General features: G+C 40.0%; 20 protein-coding genes and 1 tRNA gene. 8 read left to right on the top strand and 13 right to left on the bottom strand.

The window, feature by feature from the left end:
- The first annotated feature begins 56 nt into the window (after window positions 1–56).
- The 8 genes from RBQ60_RS03830 (at window position 57) to RBQ60_RS03795 (ending at window position 6,396) form a co-directional block, all read left to right on the top strand.
- On the top strand, window positions 57–434 hold the full coding sequence (locus tag RBQ60_RS03830; RefSeq protein WP_307885269.1) for a RidA family protein: 378 nt from the start codon (window positions 57–59) through the stop codon (window positions 432–434).
- A 172-nt stretch (window positions 435–606) separates the two neighbouring features.
- The gene (locus RBQ60_RS03825; RefSeq protein WP_307885268.1) at window positions 607–1,359 is read left to right on the top strand and encodes a TraX family protein; all 753 of its coding nucleotides are present in this window, start codon (window positions 607–609) and stop codon (window positions 1,357–1,359) included.
- 698 nt (window positions 1,360–2,057) lie between these two features.
- Complete coding sequence (locus RBQ60_RS03820; RefSeq protein ID WP_307885267.1) at window positions 2,058–2,195, top strand: hypothetical protein; 138 nt, start codon at window positions 2,058–2,060, stop codon at window positions 2,193–2,195.
- Window positions 2,196–2,279: 84 nt separating this feature from the next.
- Window positions 2,280–3,938 (top strand): biosynthetic-type acetolactate synthase large subunit, encoded by a 1,659-nt coding sequence (gene ilvB, locus RBQ60_RS03815; protein ID WP_307885266.1) that lies wholly within the window; start codon window positions 2,280–2,282, stop codon window positions 3,936–3,938.
- A gap of 11 nt (window positions 3,939–3,949) precedes the next feature.
- Entirely contained in the window at window positions 3,950–4,471 is a 522-nt protein-coding gene (gene ilvN / locus RBQ60_RS03810) for an acetolactate synthase small subunit (RefSeq protein ID WP_307885265.1), read from the top strand.
- A 34-nt stretch (window positions 4,472–4,505) separates the two neighbouring features.
- Window positions 4,506–5,492: a ketol-acid reductoisomerase gene (gene ilvC, locus RBQ60_RS03805; protein ID WP_307885264.1), complete on the top strand. Its 987-nt coding sequence runs from the start codon at window positions 4,506–4,508 to the stop codon at window positions 5,490–5,492.
- A gap of 496 nt (window positions 5,493–5,988) precedes the next feature.
- The gene (locus tag RBQ60_RS03800) at window positions 5,989–6,171 is read left to right on the top strand and encodes a hypothetical protein (protein WP_307885263.1); all 183 of its coding nucleotides are present in this window, start codon (window positions 5,989–5,991) and stop codon (window positions 6,169–6,171) included.
- A gap of 151 nt (window positions 6,172–6,322) precedes the next feature.
- A tRNA-Pro gene (locus RBQ60_RS03795) sits at window positions 6,323–6,396 on the top strand.
- A gap of 318 nt (window positions 6,397–6,714) precedes the next feature.
- On the opposite strand, the gene RBQ60_RS03790 is transcribed toward RBQ60_RS03795, so the two are convergent.
- From RBQ60_RS03790 to RBQ60_RS03730, 13 genes are all read right to left on the bottom strand, one after another.
- Window positions 6,715–6,942, bottom strand: coding sequence for a DUF1653 domain-containing protein (locus RBQ60_RS03790; protein ID WP_307884262.1), 228 nt, complete (start codon window positions 6,940–6,942; stop codon window positions 6,715–6,717).
- Window positions 6,939–7,409: a hypothetical protein gene (locus tag RBQ60_RS03785; RefSeq protein ID WP_307884263.1), complete on the bottom strand. Its 471-nt coding sequence runs from the start codon at window positions 7,407–7,409 to the stop codon at window positions 6,939–6,941. The genes RBQ60_RS03790 and RBQ60_RS03785 overlap by 4 nt, the downstream gene beginning before the upstream one ends.
- 3 nt (window positions 7,410–7,412) lie before the next feature.
- Complete coding sequence (dcd, locus tag RBQ60_RS03780; RefSeq protein ID WP_307884264.1) at window positions 7,413–8,021, bottom strand: dCTP deaminase; 609 nt, start codon at window positions 8,019–8,021, stop codon at window positions 7,413–7,415.
- Between the two features lie 193 nt (window positions 8,022–8,214).
- The gene (locus RBQ60_RS03775) at window positions 8,215–8,826 is read right to left on the bottom strand and encodes a hypothetical protein (protein WP_307885262.1); all 612 of its coding nucleotides are present in this window, start codon (window positions 8,824–8,826) and stop codon (window positions 8,215–8,217) included.
- Window positions 8,823–9,179 carry a hypothetical protein gene (locus RBQ60_RS03770; protein ID WP_307885261.1) on the bottom strand — a complete coding sequence of 119 codons (357 nt, stop codon included), beginning with the start codon at window positions 9,177–9,179 and terminating at the stop codon, window positions 8,823–8,825. The genes RBQ60_RS03775 and RBQ60_RS03770 overlap by 4 nt, the downstream gene beginning before the upstream one ends.
- On the bottom strand, window positions 9,163–9,501 hold the full coding sequence (locus tag RBQ60_RS03765) for a hypothetical protein (RefSeq protein WP_307885260.1): 339 nt from the start codon (window positions 9,499–9,501) through the stop codon (window positions 9,163–9,165). The genes RBQ60_RS03770 and RBQ60_RS03765 overlap by 17 nt, the downstream gene beginning before the upstream one ends.
- Window positions 9,498–9,797: a hypothetical protein gene (locus RBQ60_RS03760; RefSeq protein ID WP_307885259.1), complete on the bottom strand. Its 300-nt coding sequence runs from the start codon at window positions 9,795–9,797 to the stop codon at window positions 9,498–9,500. Before RBQ60_RS03760 ends, RBQ60_RS03765 begins: the two co-directional genes overlap by 4 nt.
- 12 nt (window positions 9,798–9,809) lie before the next feature.
- Window positions 9,810–11,096, bottom strand: coding sequence for a phage tail spike protein (locus tag RBQ60_RS03755; protein WP_307885258.1), 1,287 nt, complete (start codon window positions 11,094–11,096; stop codon window positions 9,810–9,812).
- Window positions 11,097–11,100: 4 nt separating this feature from the next.
- The gene (locus tag RBQ60_RS03750) at window positions 11,101–11,241 is read right to left on the bottom strand and encodes a hypothetical protein (RefSeq protein WP_307885257.1); all 141 of its coding nucleotides are present in this window, start codon (window positions 11,239–11,241) and stop codon (window positions 11,101–11,103) included.
- A gap of 12 nt (window positions 11,242–11,253) precedes the next feature.
- On the bottom strand, window positions 11,254–11,451 hold the full coding sequence (locus RBQ60_RS03745; RefSeq protein WP_307885255.1) for a hypothetical protein: 198 nt from the start codon (window positions 11,449–11,451) through the stop codon (window positions 11,254–11,256).
- Window positions 11,452–11,456: 5 nt separating this feature from the next.
- Window positions 11,457–12,362, bottom strand: a complete 906-nt coding sequence (locus RBQ60_RS03740) for a BppU family phage baseplate upper protein (RefSeq protein ID WP_307885254.1) — start codon at window positions 12,360–12,362, stop codon at window positions 11,457–11,459.
- Complete coding sequence (locus RBQ60_RS03735; protein ID WP_307885253.1) at window positions 12,363–13,067, bottom strand: distal tail protein Dit; 705 nt, start codon at window positions 13,065–13,067, stop codon at window positions 12,363–12,365.
- Window positions 13,064–17,173 (bottom strand): phage tail tape measure protein, encoded by a 4,110-nt coding sequence (locus RBQ60_RS03730; protein ID WP_307885252.1) that lies wholly within the window; start codon window positions 17,171–17,173, stop codon window positions 13,064–13,066. The genes RBQ60_RS03735 and RBQ60_RS03730 overlap by 4 nt, the downstream gene beginning before the upstream one ends.
- Window positions 17,174–17,182: the final 9 nt, after the last annotated feature.

Below are 17,182 nucleotides of genomic sequence, written 5' to 3'. Positions count from 1 at the left end.
AATATAACTAAATAAAAAAGCAAATAAATTCCATCAAAAATTTGGAGGTAATTATTATGATTAACGTTACAAGCACAGGTAAAGCTCCTGCAGCAATCGGCCCTTACTCTCAGGCTATGTCTGCTAACGGTTTTCTTTTCACTAGCGGTCAGATTGCCATTGATCCTGCCGTTGGCGATGTGGTAGCAACAACGATCGAAGAACAGACAGAACAAGTAATGAAAAACCTTAGTGCAGTATTGGAAGCAAACGGCTTAACATTCGCAGATACAATTAAAACAACTTGTTTCTTATCCGATATGGGTAATTTCGCTGCTTTCAACGAAATTTACGGAAAGTATTTTACAAATAAACCTGCTCGTTCTTGCGTTGCAGTGAAAACACTTCCTAAAAACGTATTGTGCGAAGTTGAAGTAATTGCATTATTAAAGTAATCCCCCTATTCTCTCCCATTTAACTAGATTATTAAAGGCGGTTTCTATTGATTAGATACCGTCTTTTTCTATTTATATAAAAGTTTCTGTTTTACCATAAATATAACAATTTTTTATATTTTCTGGTATTATATTACATATACCAACATTATCAGTAAAACGGAGGCATATCATGAATCAAAAATCACTAAATGCAAATACCTTAAAGTTTATAGCTATACTTGCTATGACTTTAGACCATATTTTATGGGTGGTTTTTCCTGGGTATTTACTAAATCCCCTAATAGTATTAGGCCACGCAATCGGACGAATTACAGCGCCAATCATGTGTTTCTTCATCGCTGAGGGCTATTATCAAACCCATAATTTAAAAAAATACATATTTCGGTTATTTGCGTTTGCTCTCGTTTCACACTTTGCATATAATTTCGCTTTTGGCATACCTTTTATCCCCTTTCAAACCAAAGTCTTTAATCAAACCAGCGTTATGTGGGCTTTGGCATGGGGGTTGGTGGTACTAACCATTGTCCAAAGCAACCACCCCAAACTTACAAGGACTGTAAAAACAGCTCTTGTTTGGCTTATTTGCGGGATCTCTTTTTGTGCTGATTGGAGTTGCATTGCTGTTCTGATTATCATGGTCTTTGGTATTCATCGAGGTGATTTTAAAAATCAGATGAACGGAATGTTGTTTTATGTTGCTATGTATTCTGCAGTCTATTTCTTTTTTATTGATAAAGTGTACGGTCTCTTGCAAATGACTGTTGCCCTCTCTATCCCCTTTCTCATGCATTACAATGGTAAACGGGGAGAATGGAAAGGAATGAAATGGTTTTTCTATTTATATTATCCCCTCCATCTTGCCATTCTGGGTGTGGTACGTATTTTAATTCACGGCAATGTCAGTATGATGATTGGCGGTTAAAGTTCTCATTTTTCTTTTCTCTTCTCCTTGGGCTATTGGGTGTTCTAAAGTTGTACGAGTTGCTACGGAAACGTTTCATAGTACGCCTAGCTGCAATTTATTTCAAAATATGATCCTGAAAATAGATACTCTCCCAAAATAACGATATTCGAAGATAGAATCACCTTTGGTCTACCCTAATTTCGCATCCTTAGGGTAGATGGTTAAACAACATACTTCCTATTTGTTGTCCCTACATCAATAGTCCCACAGATTTTTCAGTCTATTCACTATCTCTATTAATAAATTTACAAGCAAATTTAAGAAGGCAGTCTTTTTGATTAGTCTTTCCTTATTGTAAGATGTGAAAAAAAGAAATCTAAGTTTAAACATACCCCTTTTTGCCTCTCATTTATTCATCAAAAAAAATTGTCTTTTGGATTACTTTCAACCCTCTTTTCCACAGAAATTATGGCACAAATTAAAATTTTGCAATCCAAAATTTTTCACTTTTCATCTTCTTACCATTTCCCTAGCCTGTTTTTTCACCGTAATGTACGGGAATAAGTGCACAATGAATTTTGTATTTATATAAAAACATACAGCACATTTACAAAAAATTCCTTGATGTTAAAAGAAAATTGAAATTATGTATTGACAAAAAAACATTTTAGATTTAAACTTCCAATAACAAATTGAAACGAAAGGGAGAACGAATCATGTATAACTTTAACCAAACAGTTAACTTCATTATTATTAGCATTATTAGCCTCGTCCTTATTATTCTCGGTGGGGTTATTTGTGCTGGTAAAAAGTGGTTAGCTGATGATGTAGTCAACTTGGTTGAGGTTGTTTGATTGATAATCCTTAATCGAAGGCTGTACAGTGTACCCACTGTACAGCCTTTTTGTTTACCAAAAACTAGTTAAGGAGGAATACGAATGGAAAAAAGCGGTTGCCAAATATTGATAGAGACACTCATTGAACAGGGTGTTACCACTATCTTCGGTTATCCAGGGGGGCAAGTACTCCATATTTATGATGAACTTTATAAGAATAAACATCGCATTAACCATGTACTGACTGCCCATGAACAAGGGGCAACCCATGCAGCAGACGGTTATAGCCGCGCCAGCGGTAAAGTGGGCGTTTGTCTCGCCACATCAGGACCTGGTGCAACAAACCTGATTACAGGTCTTGCCACAGCCAAAGCTGATTCCGTTCCTATAGTTGCCATTACAGGCAATGTTCCCATGGAGCTAATCGGTACTGATAGCTTTCAAGAGGTGGATACCTTAGGACTTTCCATCCCTGTAACAAAACATAGCTTTCGTGTAGACAATGTGGATAACCTTGCAGAAATCGTTCGTGAGGCTTTTCGTATCGCAAAAAGCGGACGCCCCGGCCCTGTACTGGTGGATATTCCGAAAAATATACAGTTAGATAAAACTCAATACTCTCCCCAGGGTGTTGTGGAAAAGGAACCGAATACCAAGCCTGAAACAGCTCTTTTAGATCAAGCTTTGGAATTGATTCATAAAAGCAAACGCCCCATTGTATATTGTGGTGGCGGCGTAATCAACGCAAATTGCTCCCAGGTAATTACACAGTTGGTGGAAAAAACCGACGCTTATATGGTCTGCAGTATGATGGGGTTAACCGCAATGGATAATAACCATTCCAAGTACCTTGGAATGAGCGGCATGCATGGAAGATTTGCAGCAATAAAAGCCATGACAGAGTGTGATTTGGTCATCGCCGCAGGAGTTCGTTTTACCGATAGAGCCACAGGCAACAGACAAAAATTTGCTTCCAACGCAAAAATCATTCACTTGGATATCGACTCCGCAGAGCATGGAAAAAATATTGATGCAACATTGCAAGTTGTGGGTGATTTGGAATTTGCCCTAAGCTACATAACCTCCAAACTGGAACCAAGAAAACATAAGGAATGGGAAAACACAGTGGATTCCTTTAAAAACAAAACAAAAGATATTCTTCCAACAGTGGGCTACTTAATGCCTTGGGAAGTCATTTCCGCAGTAAATGAAAGAGCGACACCCGAAACAAACATTGCTACCGATGTTGGTCAGCATCAAATGTGGGTGGCTCAATACTACAACTTTAAAAATCCAAGAACCCTTCAAACCAGCGGTGGTCTGGGAACCATGGGCTACGGTATGGGTGCTGCCATTGGGGCAACAATGGCCACAGGTAACAAAACCATACTATTCACAGGGGATGGTAGCTTCGGTATGAACCTAAACGAATTGGCCACGGCTGTTTCAGAAAATCTCCCCTTAATTATCGTCATCCTAAATAACGGCAGACTGGGGATGATCCGGCAATGGCAAAACCTTTTCTTCGATAATCGCTTTATGGCTACTGTTTTAGATCGAAAAACAGATTTTGTAAAATTAGCAGACGCCTTCGGAGCAACGGGTCTTCGGGCTACAAATAAAACAGAGCTAAACGAAGCCTTGGATAAAGCCTTTGCCCTCAATAGCCCCGTAGTACTCGATTGCTTGATTCCCGATGAAGAAAGCGTATTCCCTATGGTCCCACCAAATGGTTCCTTGGAAAATATAATCTTGAAATGAGGTGATTCCTAATGTGTACGTGTAATGAGAATAGTCAACAATTTGCGGTATCCATTATTGTAACAAATCAATCTGGAACGCTTACAAGAATTTCCTCTCTCTTTAGTCAGCGAAATTTTAATATTGACAGCTTCACTTGTGGGGAAACCAATAACCCCCAAGTTTCGAGGATGACAATAACCGCCACGGGGGATGCAAGTAAAAAAATTCAACTTCTCAAACAAATTTCCAAACTTTATGATGTGAAAAAAGTTGAGCTGATGACCCCTGAAAATACTATTTTGCGTGAGCTTTTAATCGCAAAAGTCAAGGCAACGGGAGAAACCCTGCAAACCATATTGGATGTGGCTAATGTATTCCGCTCTAAAGTGGTAGACGTATCTCCAGGTTCCGTTTGTATCGAAATGACTGGTGAAAGTAATAAGCTAAATGCTTTTCTTACTTATGTAGCTCCCTACGGCATACTAGAATATTGCCGAACAGGGCTCGTCGCCGTGGAACGCGGCAACAAATGTTTATATGGTGTAGAGTAACGACAAAAATATTATTTACAAAGGAGAATTTAAAATGGCTAAAATGTATTATGAACAGGATGCAAAAAAAGAAATGTTGGCAGGCAAGAAGGTTGCAGTAGTTGGTTATGGCTCTCAGGGTCATGCTCATGCACTAAACCTGAAAGATAGTGGTGTTGACGTTGTTGTTGCTCTTTATGAAGGTTCCAAGAGCAAAGAACGTGCAGAGGCTGATGGTTTGACTGTTATGACAACATCAGAAGCTGTAAAACATGCAGATATCATCATGATCTTAGTAAACGATGAAACACAGGCTAAGATGTATCAGGCGGACATCAAACCTTATCTGAAATCCGGCTCCACCTTGGCATTTGCCCATGGTTTCAATATCCATTATGGTCAGATCGTACCTCCCAGCGATGTAGATGTTATCATGATCGCTCCTAAGGGCCCTGGCCACGTTGTAAGAAGCACATATCAGGAAGGCTTCGGCGTTCCTGCACTGATTGCAGTGTATCAGGATGCAAGTGGCACAGCAAAAGAAGTTGCTCTGGCATATGCTGATGGCTTGGGTGCAACAAGAGCGGGTGTTTTGGAAACAACTTTCAAAGAAGAGACAGAAACAGATCTTTTCGGTGAGCAGGCAGTTCTGTGCGGTGGTGTAGTTGCACTGATGAAAGCTGGTTTTGATACACTGGTTGAAGCTGGTTATCAGCCTGAAAATGCTTACTTTGAATGTATCCACGAAATGAAATTAATCATCGACTTGGTAGTTAAAGAAGGGGTTTCCTTCATGCGTTACTCCTGTAGCGATACCGCTGAATACGGCGATTACATAACAGGACCTAAAATCATCACAGACCAAACAAAAGAATCAATGCGTGGTATCTTGAAGGATATCCAGGATGGCTCCTTTGCTAGAGAATGGATTCTGGAAAATCAGGCAAACCGCCCTCACTTCAACGCAATGAGAAGAATGCAGAAAGAACACTTGAGCGAATCCGTTGGCGCAGAATTGAGAAGCCACATGAGAAAACATTAATTTCTACCTATTATATATATTAACTTAAATGCGGGTGGGCTACCCTATGGGAACTTTCTGTAGGGGTTAAAAAAGCAGGTATCATTTGATACCTGCTTTAGCTTTTAAAGACAAACCCCTATTGCAAGATGGACAAAGCAATCCAACTTCTGAATTACCTGTTCTACTTTTCAATATCATCCCAAGAGACCACAAAACACAAGGAGTGTCGTCAATGTATTTTAATTGAATTGGCTTGCCTTGTTTTAATTTTGGAATTACTAACTTAAAATGAGTTATCTTCTTTTAAAATCATGTCAAGATCACCTCATCTCCGTCAAAATGAAAAGCTCTTCATCTATCTTTTTAAAATTCCCCCATTCACTGTACAGTTCGTAATAAATTCAATAAAAGTACCATCTTCCCATACAGAAAAAGGTAAAAATAAAGAAAATACCAATAACACACTTAAATAATTTATCAATTATAGTTAATACTAAGTTTGAGGTGATTGGAAATGTCCATTTTAAATGATAAGGAAATTCCCATTGGGTTAGGAATGGCTCTTTCGCAGAACCTAGATGCCATGCGAGTTTTTGCATCCATGGATGAGGGTGCACGTAAACGTATAATTGAGCGCTCCCACCAAGCTCAATCGAAAAACGATATGCAAAGTATCGTTAGCGACTTGCTCGAGTAACCTGCCAAAGCAGGTTATTTGCTTTTCACGGTATAGTTTTAGATATAAAAAGGTTGCTGTTTCGAATAACTACATTTTATGTATACCATCAGAAAATCAAAAAAACTGTTGACATTTGGATTCTCTTGTTGTATTATATAGAAGTCGTCGACGAGGCGTGGCTCAGCTTGGTAGAGCGCTACATTAGGGATGTAGAGGTCGCAAGTTCAAATCTTGTCGCCTCGATGACTTATAAAAGGTGTTGGGAATGTTGATTTAGCAACGTTTTCAGCACTTTTTTGATTTCGTTTTGAAGGTGTGATTTTGCGGTAAATCACGTTAAAAAAGGTTGAAATATTATAAAAGTATGGGTCAAAGTATGGGTCAAGGTATGGGCCATTGCTTTATGCAAAATAATGAATATTGTGTTATAAGGTTTTTGAAATTAAAAAACCGCCCCATTCAGGGCGGTCGTGAACAATTAGAGTCAGACTTCGGTCTGGCTCTTTTTGTTGCAATAAAAATTCTCCTCGGGTAGGAGGAGATTTTTATATTAAGTACCAATTAATTAACTAATTCAAAACGAAACCTTTGTGTTGAATCTGGGTATTTCTCTCTATCCACTTCGGAAATAAACATATCATACGGTCTTACAAAAACATCTTGATCTTCGTACAAAGCCTGATATACAACATATTTTTCATTTGTTTCTGAATGAGTGGCAATTGCAATTACCTTGTAACCCTTTCCTTTAAAATGCTTATATATTCCGTTTACTATTACTTCTCTCATGATTTTTTTCCTTTTTGTAAAATATCTAGAATATTCCTAATTATTAAACCGAATGTTATAATAAGTGCTGCCACCAAAAATAAAATAGCTATTATAATTGTGGGGATTAGTCCACCATTTTCTAATGATCCCTTTAAGAACATAATTATTTCAGTTACTTGGTTAACCAATATTCCAACAATGAGTGCTAACAATAAACCTGTGATAGCTAATGCATTCATTTCTTTAATTTGTTTTATTTTTACCTTTTCATTCATTTTAATTTCGGCTGCTAAGATTGCATCTTCGCAAACCTCTTCCTTTATCTCATCATAAATTTCTCTTATTATGGTCTCTTTTGCAGCTCCTAATATCTCGCCAATTGTTAAACCATTTTTATCTACATCATGTGCCTTTTTTAAAGCTTCAGTTGCTTCTGTATTTGTACTCAAAAGTTTATCAACAATTTCATTCAGCTTCTTCGACATAGTTTACTCTCTTCTTCCTAGTAAAATCCCAACAGCCTCATCTATATACTTGTTAACTTCATCTGAAAATTTAGCTCCAATAAAATGTTCTTCATTCTGATAAACTGCATTTTCTTTGTTTTTATACAATTTTTCCTCACTCGGTATTTCCTTTAGTTCCTCAAAAACAATCTGTGCGACTCTTAGATTTGGAGTGATTTTTATTGCATAATTAGTTGCATTAAATAAACCTAATTTCAAAATTCCAGAATAGGTAGAATTACAATGCTGGTCGCTCACTATTAATCCCAATCTTGTAAATCTAGTCCTAGGACGAATATGTGCAGTTAAACTACTTGGTAAATTAATTTGTTCTTTCAAAGTAATCAAAATATATTCTTGTGGTGACAACACATAACCAGAACTATCAATTTCTATAGATTCATAGATTTTATCGATTTCATTCTGTTTTTCAAGATCAATGCAACGTACTTCTTTTTTTAATACAGAGATTTGTGTACCAATAGACAAATCGTATGATTCGCTCTGTAAAGCGTTCTCCTGAAATGGAGTTATCAGTTTTTCATTACCTTCAACACACATTTCTCTTATTTGCTTATCTGTTAATACCATTTTCTCACCCTCTGTTTAGTTAAATTCCAGTATTGGAAAATTTCCGTAAATTTCTATTTAACTATGATTATAATCCTATAAAACTAGAAAATCAATATTCTACCACACATTTTAAAAAAGTCAAGATAAAATTCGTATCATATTACTGCAAATACGCAAACAAAAAAGAGGTGGCTTTTACACCACCCCAAAATCACTTCGTATCAATCACTGGCACCTTACCCTTACTGCCTACCTTCAACCCTAGCACCTCGGCAATGTCCCTTGTCTTGATATATGTAGTTCCATCTTTACGGATCATATCCACTTCGCACTCTTTACCATTCACGATGATTTTTTCTCTCGTTATCATTTCCTCGTCCCCCTCTATGTACTCAATATCCCTCAATAAGAACCAATGTGTAAAATCCCTGTCTTTTGCCTTCGTCCGTACAGTCCCGTAAGCACTCCCCCTAGCCTCAATTACTTCACCGTTGCCGATATATACCCCTATATGTCCCTGTCTCCATACCGCCGCACCAATGGGTGCAGAGGCTATGGTAGTAATAGGTTGTGCATCACTTTCAGCTTTGAACTGGCTGGAACCTTTCAATTTGCCCGTGTACCAACTGATTAAGCCAGAGCAGTCTACACAAACCTTGCCGACTTTCTTTTCGTCTGAGTTCCAAACATTCCTTACGCCGTACCGCTCCTGCAAGTAGTTAAAGTTTGCTTGTGTCATAACGGTGCCTTTCATGCCATAAACATAGGGCGTACCCAGCTTTGTCTTGACGAATGCCACCAGACCGATGTTAGTTAAACTCATGCCGCATCCCCCTTTACAACTTCCCGAATTGCCTTATTTTCTGTTAATAGCATTCTCATATCTTCCAACACCACAAGAACCCAACTGGAAAACATGCTAAATGGCACCACTTTTGCCACGGATGGAAAACGGGTAACAAACAAATCGTAAACATACCTTAGTTTTAACACCCCTGTTTTGCTCCCCTTGAATTCCTTCTCTGCCTCCATACAGGCGTACAATAGCCATTCCTTAATGGTTTCCACCTGTTTCTTTGTGGGCAAACCGTAGAACTTAAAAACAAAAGAGCCTACAACCGCCAATATCGCAACCGCCGCAACAATTAAAATCCAATTTTCAACCAGCCACATCATTTTCTAACCCCTTTCTTAAATCCTCAACAAATGCCTTCTTTTCTTCCATTTCCGACATAGCAGAATCGTATATAATTCCGCCTTGAGTATTTTCTTTCATGCTTTTCATGGTGTAGCCTGTCTTACTAACACTCCATGCAGCCCAAGGTAATGACACCATAGCAGTAAGCCATGGGAATGAAGCGTCGAAGCTTTCCTTTACACTATAAAATGCCAAGCCCAAAACCCCCAGCGTGACAATCCAAAGTAGGGCCATTTCCCTTGCCATAATTTGCTTTGAAAATTCCTTTCTCTTTGGCCTTCGTCTAGTTCTATTATTCAAGGCAACCGCCCCCCGCTTAGAAGATAACCCACCATAGCACCTACTACAACGGACACAGCTTTATCCACTACACTCTCCCATCGTTTGGCGGGTTTCTCGGCTAGGATTTTTACATCATCCTTGATTTCTTTCACGTCGCCTTTGATATTGTCCTGCTCATTCTTCATAACAGAAACTGCCTCTGTCAGCTTTTCAAGGTTATCTTGTCGCTGCTCAACCTTGTCCAGCCGTTTTGTATTGCTCTTTCCACGAGCATCTACCTCCACCAATTTATTTGACATTTCATCCTGGTTCATCGCTTCACCCCTTTACACCAGATTTCCGTCCCCATCAATAATCGTCTTATATGTACCGTTTACCCCTGTACTACTATGCCTTAACCCATAACTTCCAAAGTGAAATACCTTCGTTGCGGTATCCAGCGAATTGGTATCCACACAAATATAAAGCCCCTCATTGTTAATAGTGACTTTTCTTAAAATCCTATCCAATGCCGTTTGTGCATCTGTTGCCGCAGTACTTGCAGTACTTTTTGCACTGACAGCAGTAGAGAGGCTTTTTTCTCCAGCCGTAACAGAAGTCGTTAGGTCTGCAACAAAATCACCTAGTTCCACCCGGTTATACCTTTCTAACAAACAATCCCACTCATAGGAAATCACTTTTGCCTTTTTATGAAACCCCATCTTTACGTTAGAAACCGTCACCACATCCCCCAGTTGAACTTCTTCCAAAACAGCATACTCCTTGTATTCCTCTGTTTTAGAAAGCATATGGAAGTCAGCCTTAATATTTACCTTGGGTAAATCAACACCCTCCGCCAACAGATTCAAAGCCGCTTGTTGTAACTCTGGCGTTGTTTCTATTTGACTATCTTCCAAGATGCGTATTTTGGGATATACATAATTGTTGATATACTGGCTATCAACATAGCTACCCTGTAAGCCATCTTTCCCGATGGGTAAAATTCTTGTTGCCACCTCTGAAACATCCTCACTAATTTCAAGCCCCACAAGGTTTTTTCCATACCGAATAGCAACACCCCTATCCTCGCCGATGGAGGTTTTCATGGTTACAGCAAAGCCGTCCCGAAGAATCTCCCCACCAAAAGCCTTTACAAAGCTATCCTTATCTTCGTCCATATTTAATAATGATGTTATGGGGTTCACTCTGGTCGCTTTGACTGTGCCTGTGCCTGTCATATCGGTGGACAATACAAATGGTACTGCATAAGCTAAAGAGCCTTTTATGGCGCTTAAAGCAACCTGTGGCGTTCCTGTTACATTTACACTCAAGCAAAGATTATCCAGCAAATCATAGAAGATATGCTTTGCATACACCTTGATATAAAACCTACCCCCGTCAAGCTTGGGGTTAACATGGTATATACGAAAAGGCTGTCTCCCCCTTGGTGTGGATGCAAAAATAATGCGTTCTTTCTCAATATGCTTCCACTTGCCCTGCTCATCATAAGGATGTTCCATTTCTAACTCATACAGCCCGTTTAACTCTTCCGTTACAGTACAAAGGCTCGGAAGCAATGCCCCCAAGCCTAAAGTATTAAATGCTATGCTGTTTTTTTCATGTATGGTAACCATCAAATCACCCCATTAATGTCACTAAATCGTTATACTCTGTTTCTGTAATTCGGTTGTTCAACAGGAATACGTCCATCTTTTTCAACATATCTTCTTTGACATATGTTCCTCTTGTAATCATTGTTTTCACTAAATCAAAAAGCATTTTACCCCTCCTTTACCCTTTAATCTCCATCATTGCCGCCATGTATTCCGTATTGATTGCCGTTTGCAAAATTGCCTGCTCTGTAGGAGAAAGGGGTTCTGGTGTAGATTTGTTTTCAAATACATTTGCACTTTTTTTGACTATTGCACCATTTGAATAATGAATACATTCGTACCCGTCAATAACTTCTGTTTTAATTACTGCCAACATTTTTATCACCCCACTAATCCATAAATGATTTGAATACTATTTGACGTATCTGTTATCGCGGCACTAGCCACAATTCTAATATTTTTTGTAAATGAAAGAATGCTTCTTACTGCGGATGCGCTAAGTGGCTGAGAAGGATTGTCTTGTTTTAGTGCAGACATATCTCTTAGTAATGCATATGATGTACCGCCCCCAAAACTAATGATTGTATTAACGTTTCTCGAAAAATCAAAAAATAGTTCGTCATCTATATAAATTTTAATCGTTATTAAGCCTCCTGATGTAACATTTATTCCTAGATTGCCAACAAATCCACTTCCTGTTATATTCAAAACTTCGGTTTCTACACTTGGAATATTTACTATTTTGTAATCAGTGTAATTCATACAAGCCTGAATCATATTATTGTTTGACTCCGCCGTACCTTCTACTGCTGCAGCAACGTCCTTTATCCCTGCTGCAATTTCAACCATTAAATCATAGGCCTCATAAAGGTTCTGATATAATACAACCAGTGCACCGTATTCATTACTGCTTTCAACGGAGCCCGAAGAAATAAGGCTTTTGACTACATGAATTTTGAAAGGTTGTGTACTCAATATTTCCACATTATCCTTGAATAAAATAATCTGCACTTCTAAATCCTGCGCAACTGCTAACGCTTGAGAAGTCAATTCAAATTGACATCTTCCGTTGGTTTCTTCCGTAATTTCACCGTCGTTATAAATCTCTGTTCCATCTGCTTTCTTGCCGTAAATTCGCACTTCATGCCCTGTCAAATTGATGGGCACGCCGTTGTCCAATAAAAATACATCCAGAAAACGGCTGTTACTATCGTTTTGTACCGCTGTGATAATGTCAATTGTTTCCGTTCTGACATCCACCTCAAGTCGATTATACACTTGTGCCATTTATAGCCACCTCCATTTCGGTTCAATTTCTACTTTTGTGACATTTCCCGTCCAACTCATTGCATTCATCCCCACCTCAAACTTTGGAAAGTCCATGGCGGAAAACTTATTGTTACAATTGGTATTTCCTTTGTAAACCTCCATCATTTCACTATCTACGGTGATGAATTCATCCACGCCCAAAAATCCATAATTTGTGTCATTTATGGTAAGATTAACATCGCCTGTCCCATAAATTGTGATAGTAGGTTGTGAATAGACAGTACCCTTGTTTTTGATTGAGGTCGGGGCGGCAATAGTTAAATCGTCAGCGTGGGAGCGAACGGCATTGACGGAATATTTAAACGGAAATACTTTGAACTGTACCAGGAATGAATTATACAAATAAATCACATCAGAAATTGAAATAGCATTGCTAATTCTTGCCCGATATATTTTGTCTGGTTCGGTAGAAAGAATTAAATCACCACTTCCGTCTAACCATGCAGCAATCTGGCTCAATTTATCAGTTCCCCTTGTGCTACACTCAACAGTCAAAGTGTAACTTTCGAACGCTCCGTCGTCTATAGTAAGAGTGCCGTTTCTTCCCGGTATAACAATTTCACTCTCTCTACGTTGGGGCTTAACAATATCGGGCATAGCGGAAATCAAAACCCCCATATCCTTACTATTTTTACCTTTGAAGATAAAATATACTTCCATCATGCACCCCCTGTTGCTCTTGCTTTTTTCCTGCGGTAGAACTCTGATTCTTGCATCAAGTTTCTAACGGTTTCTTTGTCTCCGCTTTTGATATTAAAAGTCGGGTTGAAATCACCCTCGTTATAAGTCGACGTTCTCCACACATTAGAAATATTCTTATTCAAAATACTTTGTGCCGCCGCTCTGCTCTGTGCCATTCCTACATCAGCCATCATGCGGTCTGCATAGCGTTCCATTTCCTTGGGATTGTAGGCATCTTTCATACCCTTAACTACGCCTTGAGTAATTGGCTTTCCTACTTCCCTTGCCGCTCTCTTAGATGGACTGGCCGTTTCCGTGGCACGTTTTAACTCCTTGATAATTGCATCCGCAATACTCTTGGCTGTAGAAATAGCCTCACTTCTTTGGCTCTCCATGCCGTCAATAACACCCTTAATTGCATCTACACCCACATTGGTACATTCCTCTGGGATGCTTGCTAAAGCCGTATCCAGCTTCTGTGTAAAATCCTTGTCCAGTGTTTCTAATTCATCAGCGTAGAATTTCTCCGCCACTTTTTTTGCTAGTTCCTGTTTTTCTGTCCACGCCTGATTATACCGTTCAAAAGTTGAATCGCTCTTGGAGAGTAATTCTTCTGCAAAGTCGGTACCGTCCTCGACACCCATGTTTACAATCTCATTGAGTAAGCCCTCGGCAATTCCTTTCTCTTGAAGCTTCTCCAAGGCTTCCTCATAACGCTCAATGGCGTCTATTTGCTTGTCAATATTTTCAAGCTGAACTTCTCCATCATCATCCCTCGTGAATAAATCACCGAAATCAGAAAGCTTTTCTTGCATACGTTCACGTTGCTTGATGATTTCATCGTATTGCTTTTGGGCTTCTTCGGTAATGCCTTGAATCTTTTCGGCCAAAAGTGTATTCGCTTCGGATGCGCCTTTTTTCAGCGCTTCCTTATAGGTGTCCATCACTTCTTTGGCTGCTTTTTCGTATTCAGACTTGGCAACCTTGTTTTTTTTGCTAAGTGTTTCTACCTGTTCATCAACAAGTTTTTCCATTTGTTCAATAAGGGAATCTGTCTGGGTGTTAACACCATCTTTCATGAATGAAATATAGTGGGTGCCCAATTCTTTGTATGATGTAGCCTTTTCCCTTGCGGTCTTGATGGCATCATCCGAGAGGTTAGTGAGTGCATCCTGAATAGCTCCTGTCGATTGCGTTATACTTCCAATTATATTTTCGGCATATAAAGTACCGATTGAAATCCCTGACTTTGCGGCACTCTTGGATGCACTTGATGCTGCTCGTGATATACCAGAATTCATAGCAGATAGCGCAGCCTCCTGTGCTTTCTGTGCCTCTCTTGCTACAGCATGGGCGGCGTCTCTTGCTGCAGACGAAGCCTTTGCCGATGAAATACGGTTATTTAATGCATCCATCTGAGCAGCCGCTTTTTTGCTTATATCGTCAGTCGCAAGTGCTGTGGTATTGGTTAATGCTCCAAGTATTCCCGCCCTAACTGTGTTTCCAATAACCCCTGCATTTTCCTGAATTTTGTTTAATACGTATGGTGTGACCAATCCGTCAGCATAACTTAGACTGACTGTTTCGGCGCTCTTCTTCATACTGTTTGCTATATCTGGTGTGCGTCTATCAAGTTCCGCTTTATATTCGTTAAGCAGGTTACTGATTTGTGCAATATGTTCCTTGATTGCCTCAGAGGAATTTTCGCCCTCTGTTCTGCGTAGCAAATCAAACATTGCTTGCATCTCTGCGATTTGGCTTGTAAGTTCTGCGTTGGTGCTGTCTCCTGCTGCTTTTAATTGCAACTCTTTTTGAACCATGATGCGACCGATTTCTTCGAAATCACCCTGTTGAATTGCGATCCCTAGCTTGACAGCGTCACTTATTGATTGATTAAGGTCTTCGTAGTGGGCTTTTTCTGTATCAAATGCAGTTTTTAATTCATCTAATTGATTTTGCTTTTCGGTTATTTCTTGTTGAATAAATGCTATTCTATTATTTGAACCTGCTTTTGTTAAATCAATTCTTAGCTGCTCTAATTCTGCTTCTCTTGCTACGATTTCTTCTTCCTTCGCAAGCATGCTTTTAAGAACTTCCGTCCTTGCTTTTCTGTCTTCAACGGCCTGTGCCTCCAATTCACCAAGAAGGATTTTAGCCTGCCTTAACTCAATTTGTTTTTTTAACGATTCAATGTTTCCATCAATGGCCACCGTCTCATCGTCAATCCACTTGATAGAATCAGGAAGGATTTCATTAATCTTCTCGGTCAGATAGGCAACTCTTTCCTTGTTATCCCCTACTTTTCCATGGGCATCCGTTAAGCGTCCCAGTTCATCAATCATATCCTTCGTAGTTTGCAACTCGGAAACTTGAGATTGAATATTCTCCATCCTTGTTTCCTTGGCTTCGTTCCACGCCGCCACCGTATCATTTGTGGATTTAATCATTTCTTCTGTTGCAGCATTGGCTTCTTTTTGCTTGGAAGTATAATAAACCAATCCAGCTGTCAAGGCCGCAATGCCCCCCGCCACCAAGAACACAGGGTTTGCAAACATTGATGCATTCCAAGCAATCTGCGCCCTTCTTGCCAATATTGTAGCTGCTGTGTGCAGGCCCACTTTCCCTGTCAGTGCACCCACAACAATTTCTTGTGTGCTCATCATGGTTGTTAATAACGCAGTGGCAGTGGCGCTGGTTGTCGTGATTCCCATACTTGCAACCATTGCAACCCGATAAGCTTCTGCTGCCGCAGTGACCGCCTGCCATTTTTGAACCGTTGAGGCAGCAACCATTACCCCGTATGCCGCTGAAATGCTTAATATCGCTCTCTCTACTTCTTTGCCGTGGTCAACGACGAATGCAAAACCATTTATTAACTTAGGCAACCCACTTGCCGTCAACTCAGCTGTTTTCTCAAGCAACCTTCCTGCGCTTTCGGCAATTTTATCCACACTTTCATCAAGTTGTCCACCATTTAGGCTTCTCAACACATCGTTCATGCTTTCAGTTGCAGCCTTGGCCGCATTCCTCATGGGCGTTTCAAATTTGTCATAGATTCGTATGCCCACACTCTCAGCGGTACTTCCTAAAATAGTCAAATCACCCTTGAGATTATCATTCATGGTATCAGCCATATTCTGCGCAGACCCATCAGCGTTTTGTATTGCTGCAGATAGTTTGTTGTAGTCGGATTGGCTTGCATTAACAATGGCAAGTAAGCCACTCATAGCCTCTTTGCCAACTAAGCTTTCGGCATTCGCTATTTTTTCTGCTTCGGTCATTTGTGAGAAAGCCTCTCTTAATGATCTAATTGTTTCCCCTAAGGGAACCATAGTTCCGTCTGCCCTCTCTAGTTCAATAACATACTTGCCTAATTTATCACCAGTTAATTCTACTGCCCCAGTCATTTCAGAAAACATACTTCTTAATGCAGTACCAGCCGTTTCACTCTTAATACCTGCATTTGCCATCAATCCAATAGCTAAAGCTGTATCTTCGATGGTATATCCTAATGCGCCCGCTAAGGGTGCGGCGTATTTAAAAGTGTAGCCCATCATACCTACATTGGTGTTTGCATTACTAGACGCAGCCGCCAAAACATCAGCGAAATGAGCGCTTTCCTCAGCCTGTAAGCCGAATGCTGTTAATGCATCGGTAACAATGTCAGATACAGTGCCTAAGTCCTCACCAGATGCAGCCGCAAGATTCATGACGCCAGGTAAACCTTCTAGCATAGATTCAGTTTTCCATCCTGCCATTGCCATGTATTGCAATGCCTCGGCACTTTCTGTTGCGCTAAATTTTGTAACTGCGCCCATTTCTTTTGCTTTTTCTGTTAAAGCTTCTAAATCCTTTCCAGTGGCCCCTGAAATCGCCGCAACTTTACTCATGCCTTCCTCAAAGTTTGAACCCACCTTAATAGATGCAACAGAAAGAGCTGTTACCGCCCCCGTGGCTGTTGCGATCCCTGCTGCTATCGCTTTTGCACCCAAAGTGGCCGCCGACCTCATGCCAGACACGCCTTCATTGAATCCACTCTGGTCTACTTCGGTGTTGAACCGCAAGTATCCGTCATAACTGTATGCCATTAAACCCCT

This window comes from Anaerotignum sp. MB30-C6 (assembly GCF_030908465.1).
Lineage (GTDB): Bacteria > Bacillota > Clostridia > Lachnospirales > Anaerotignaceae > Chakrabartyella.
This window is presented reverse-complemented; position numbering and strand designations above follow the sequence as displayed.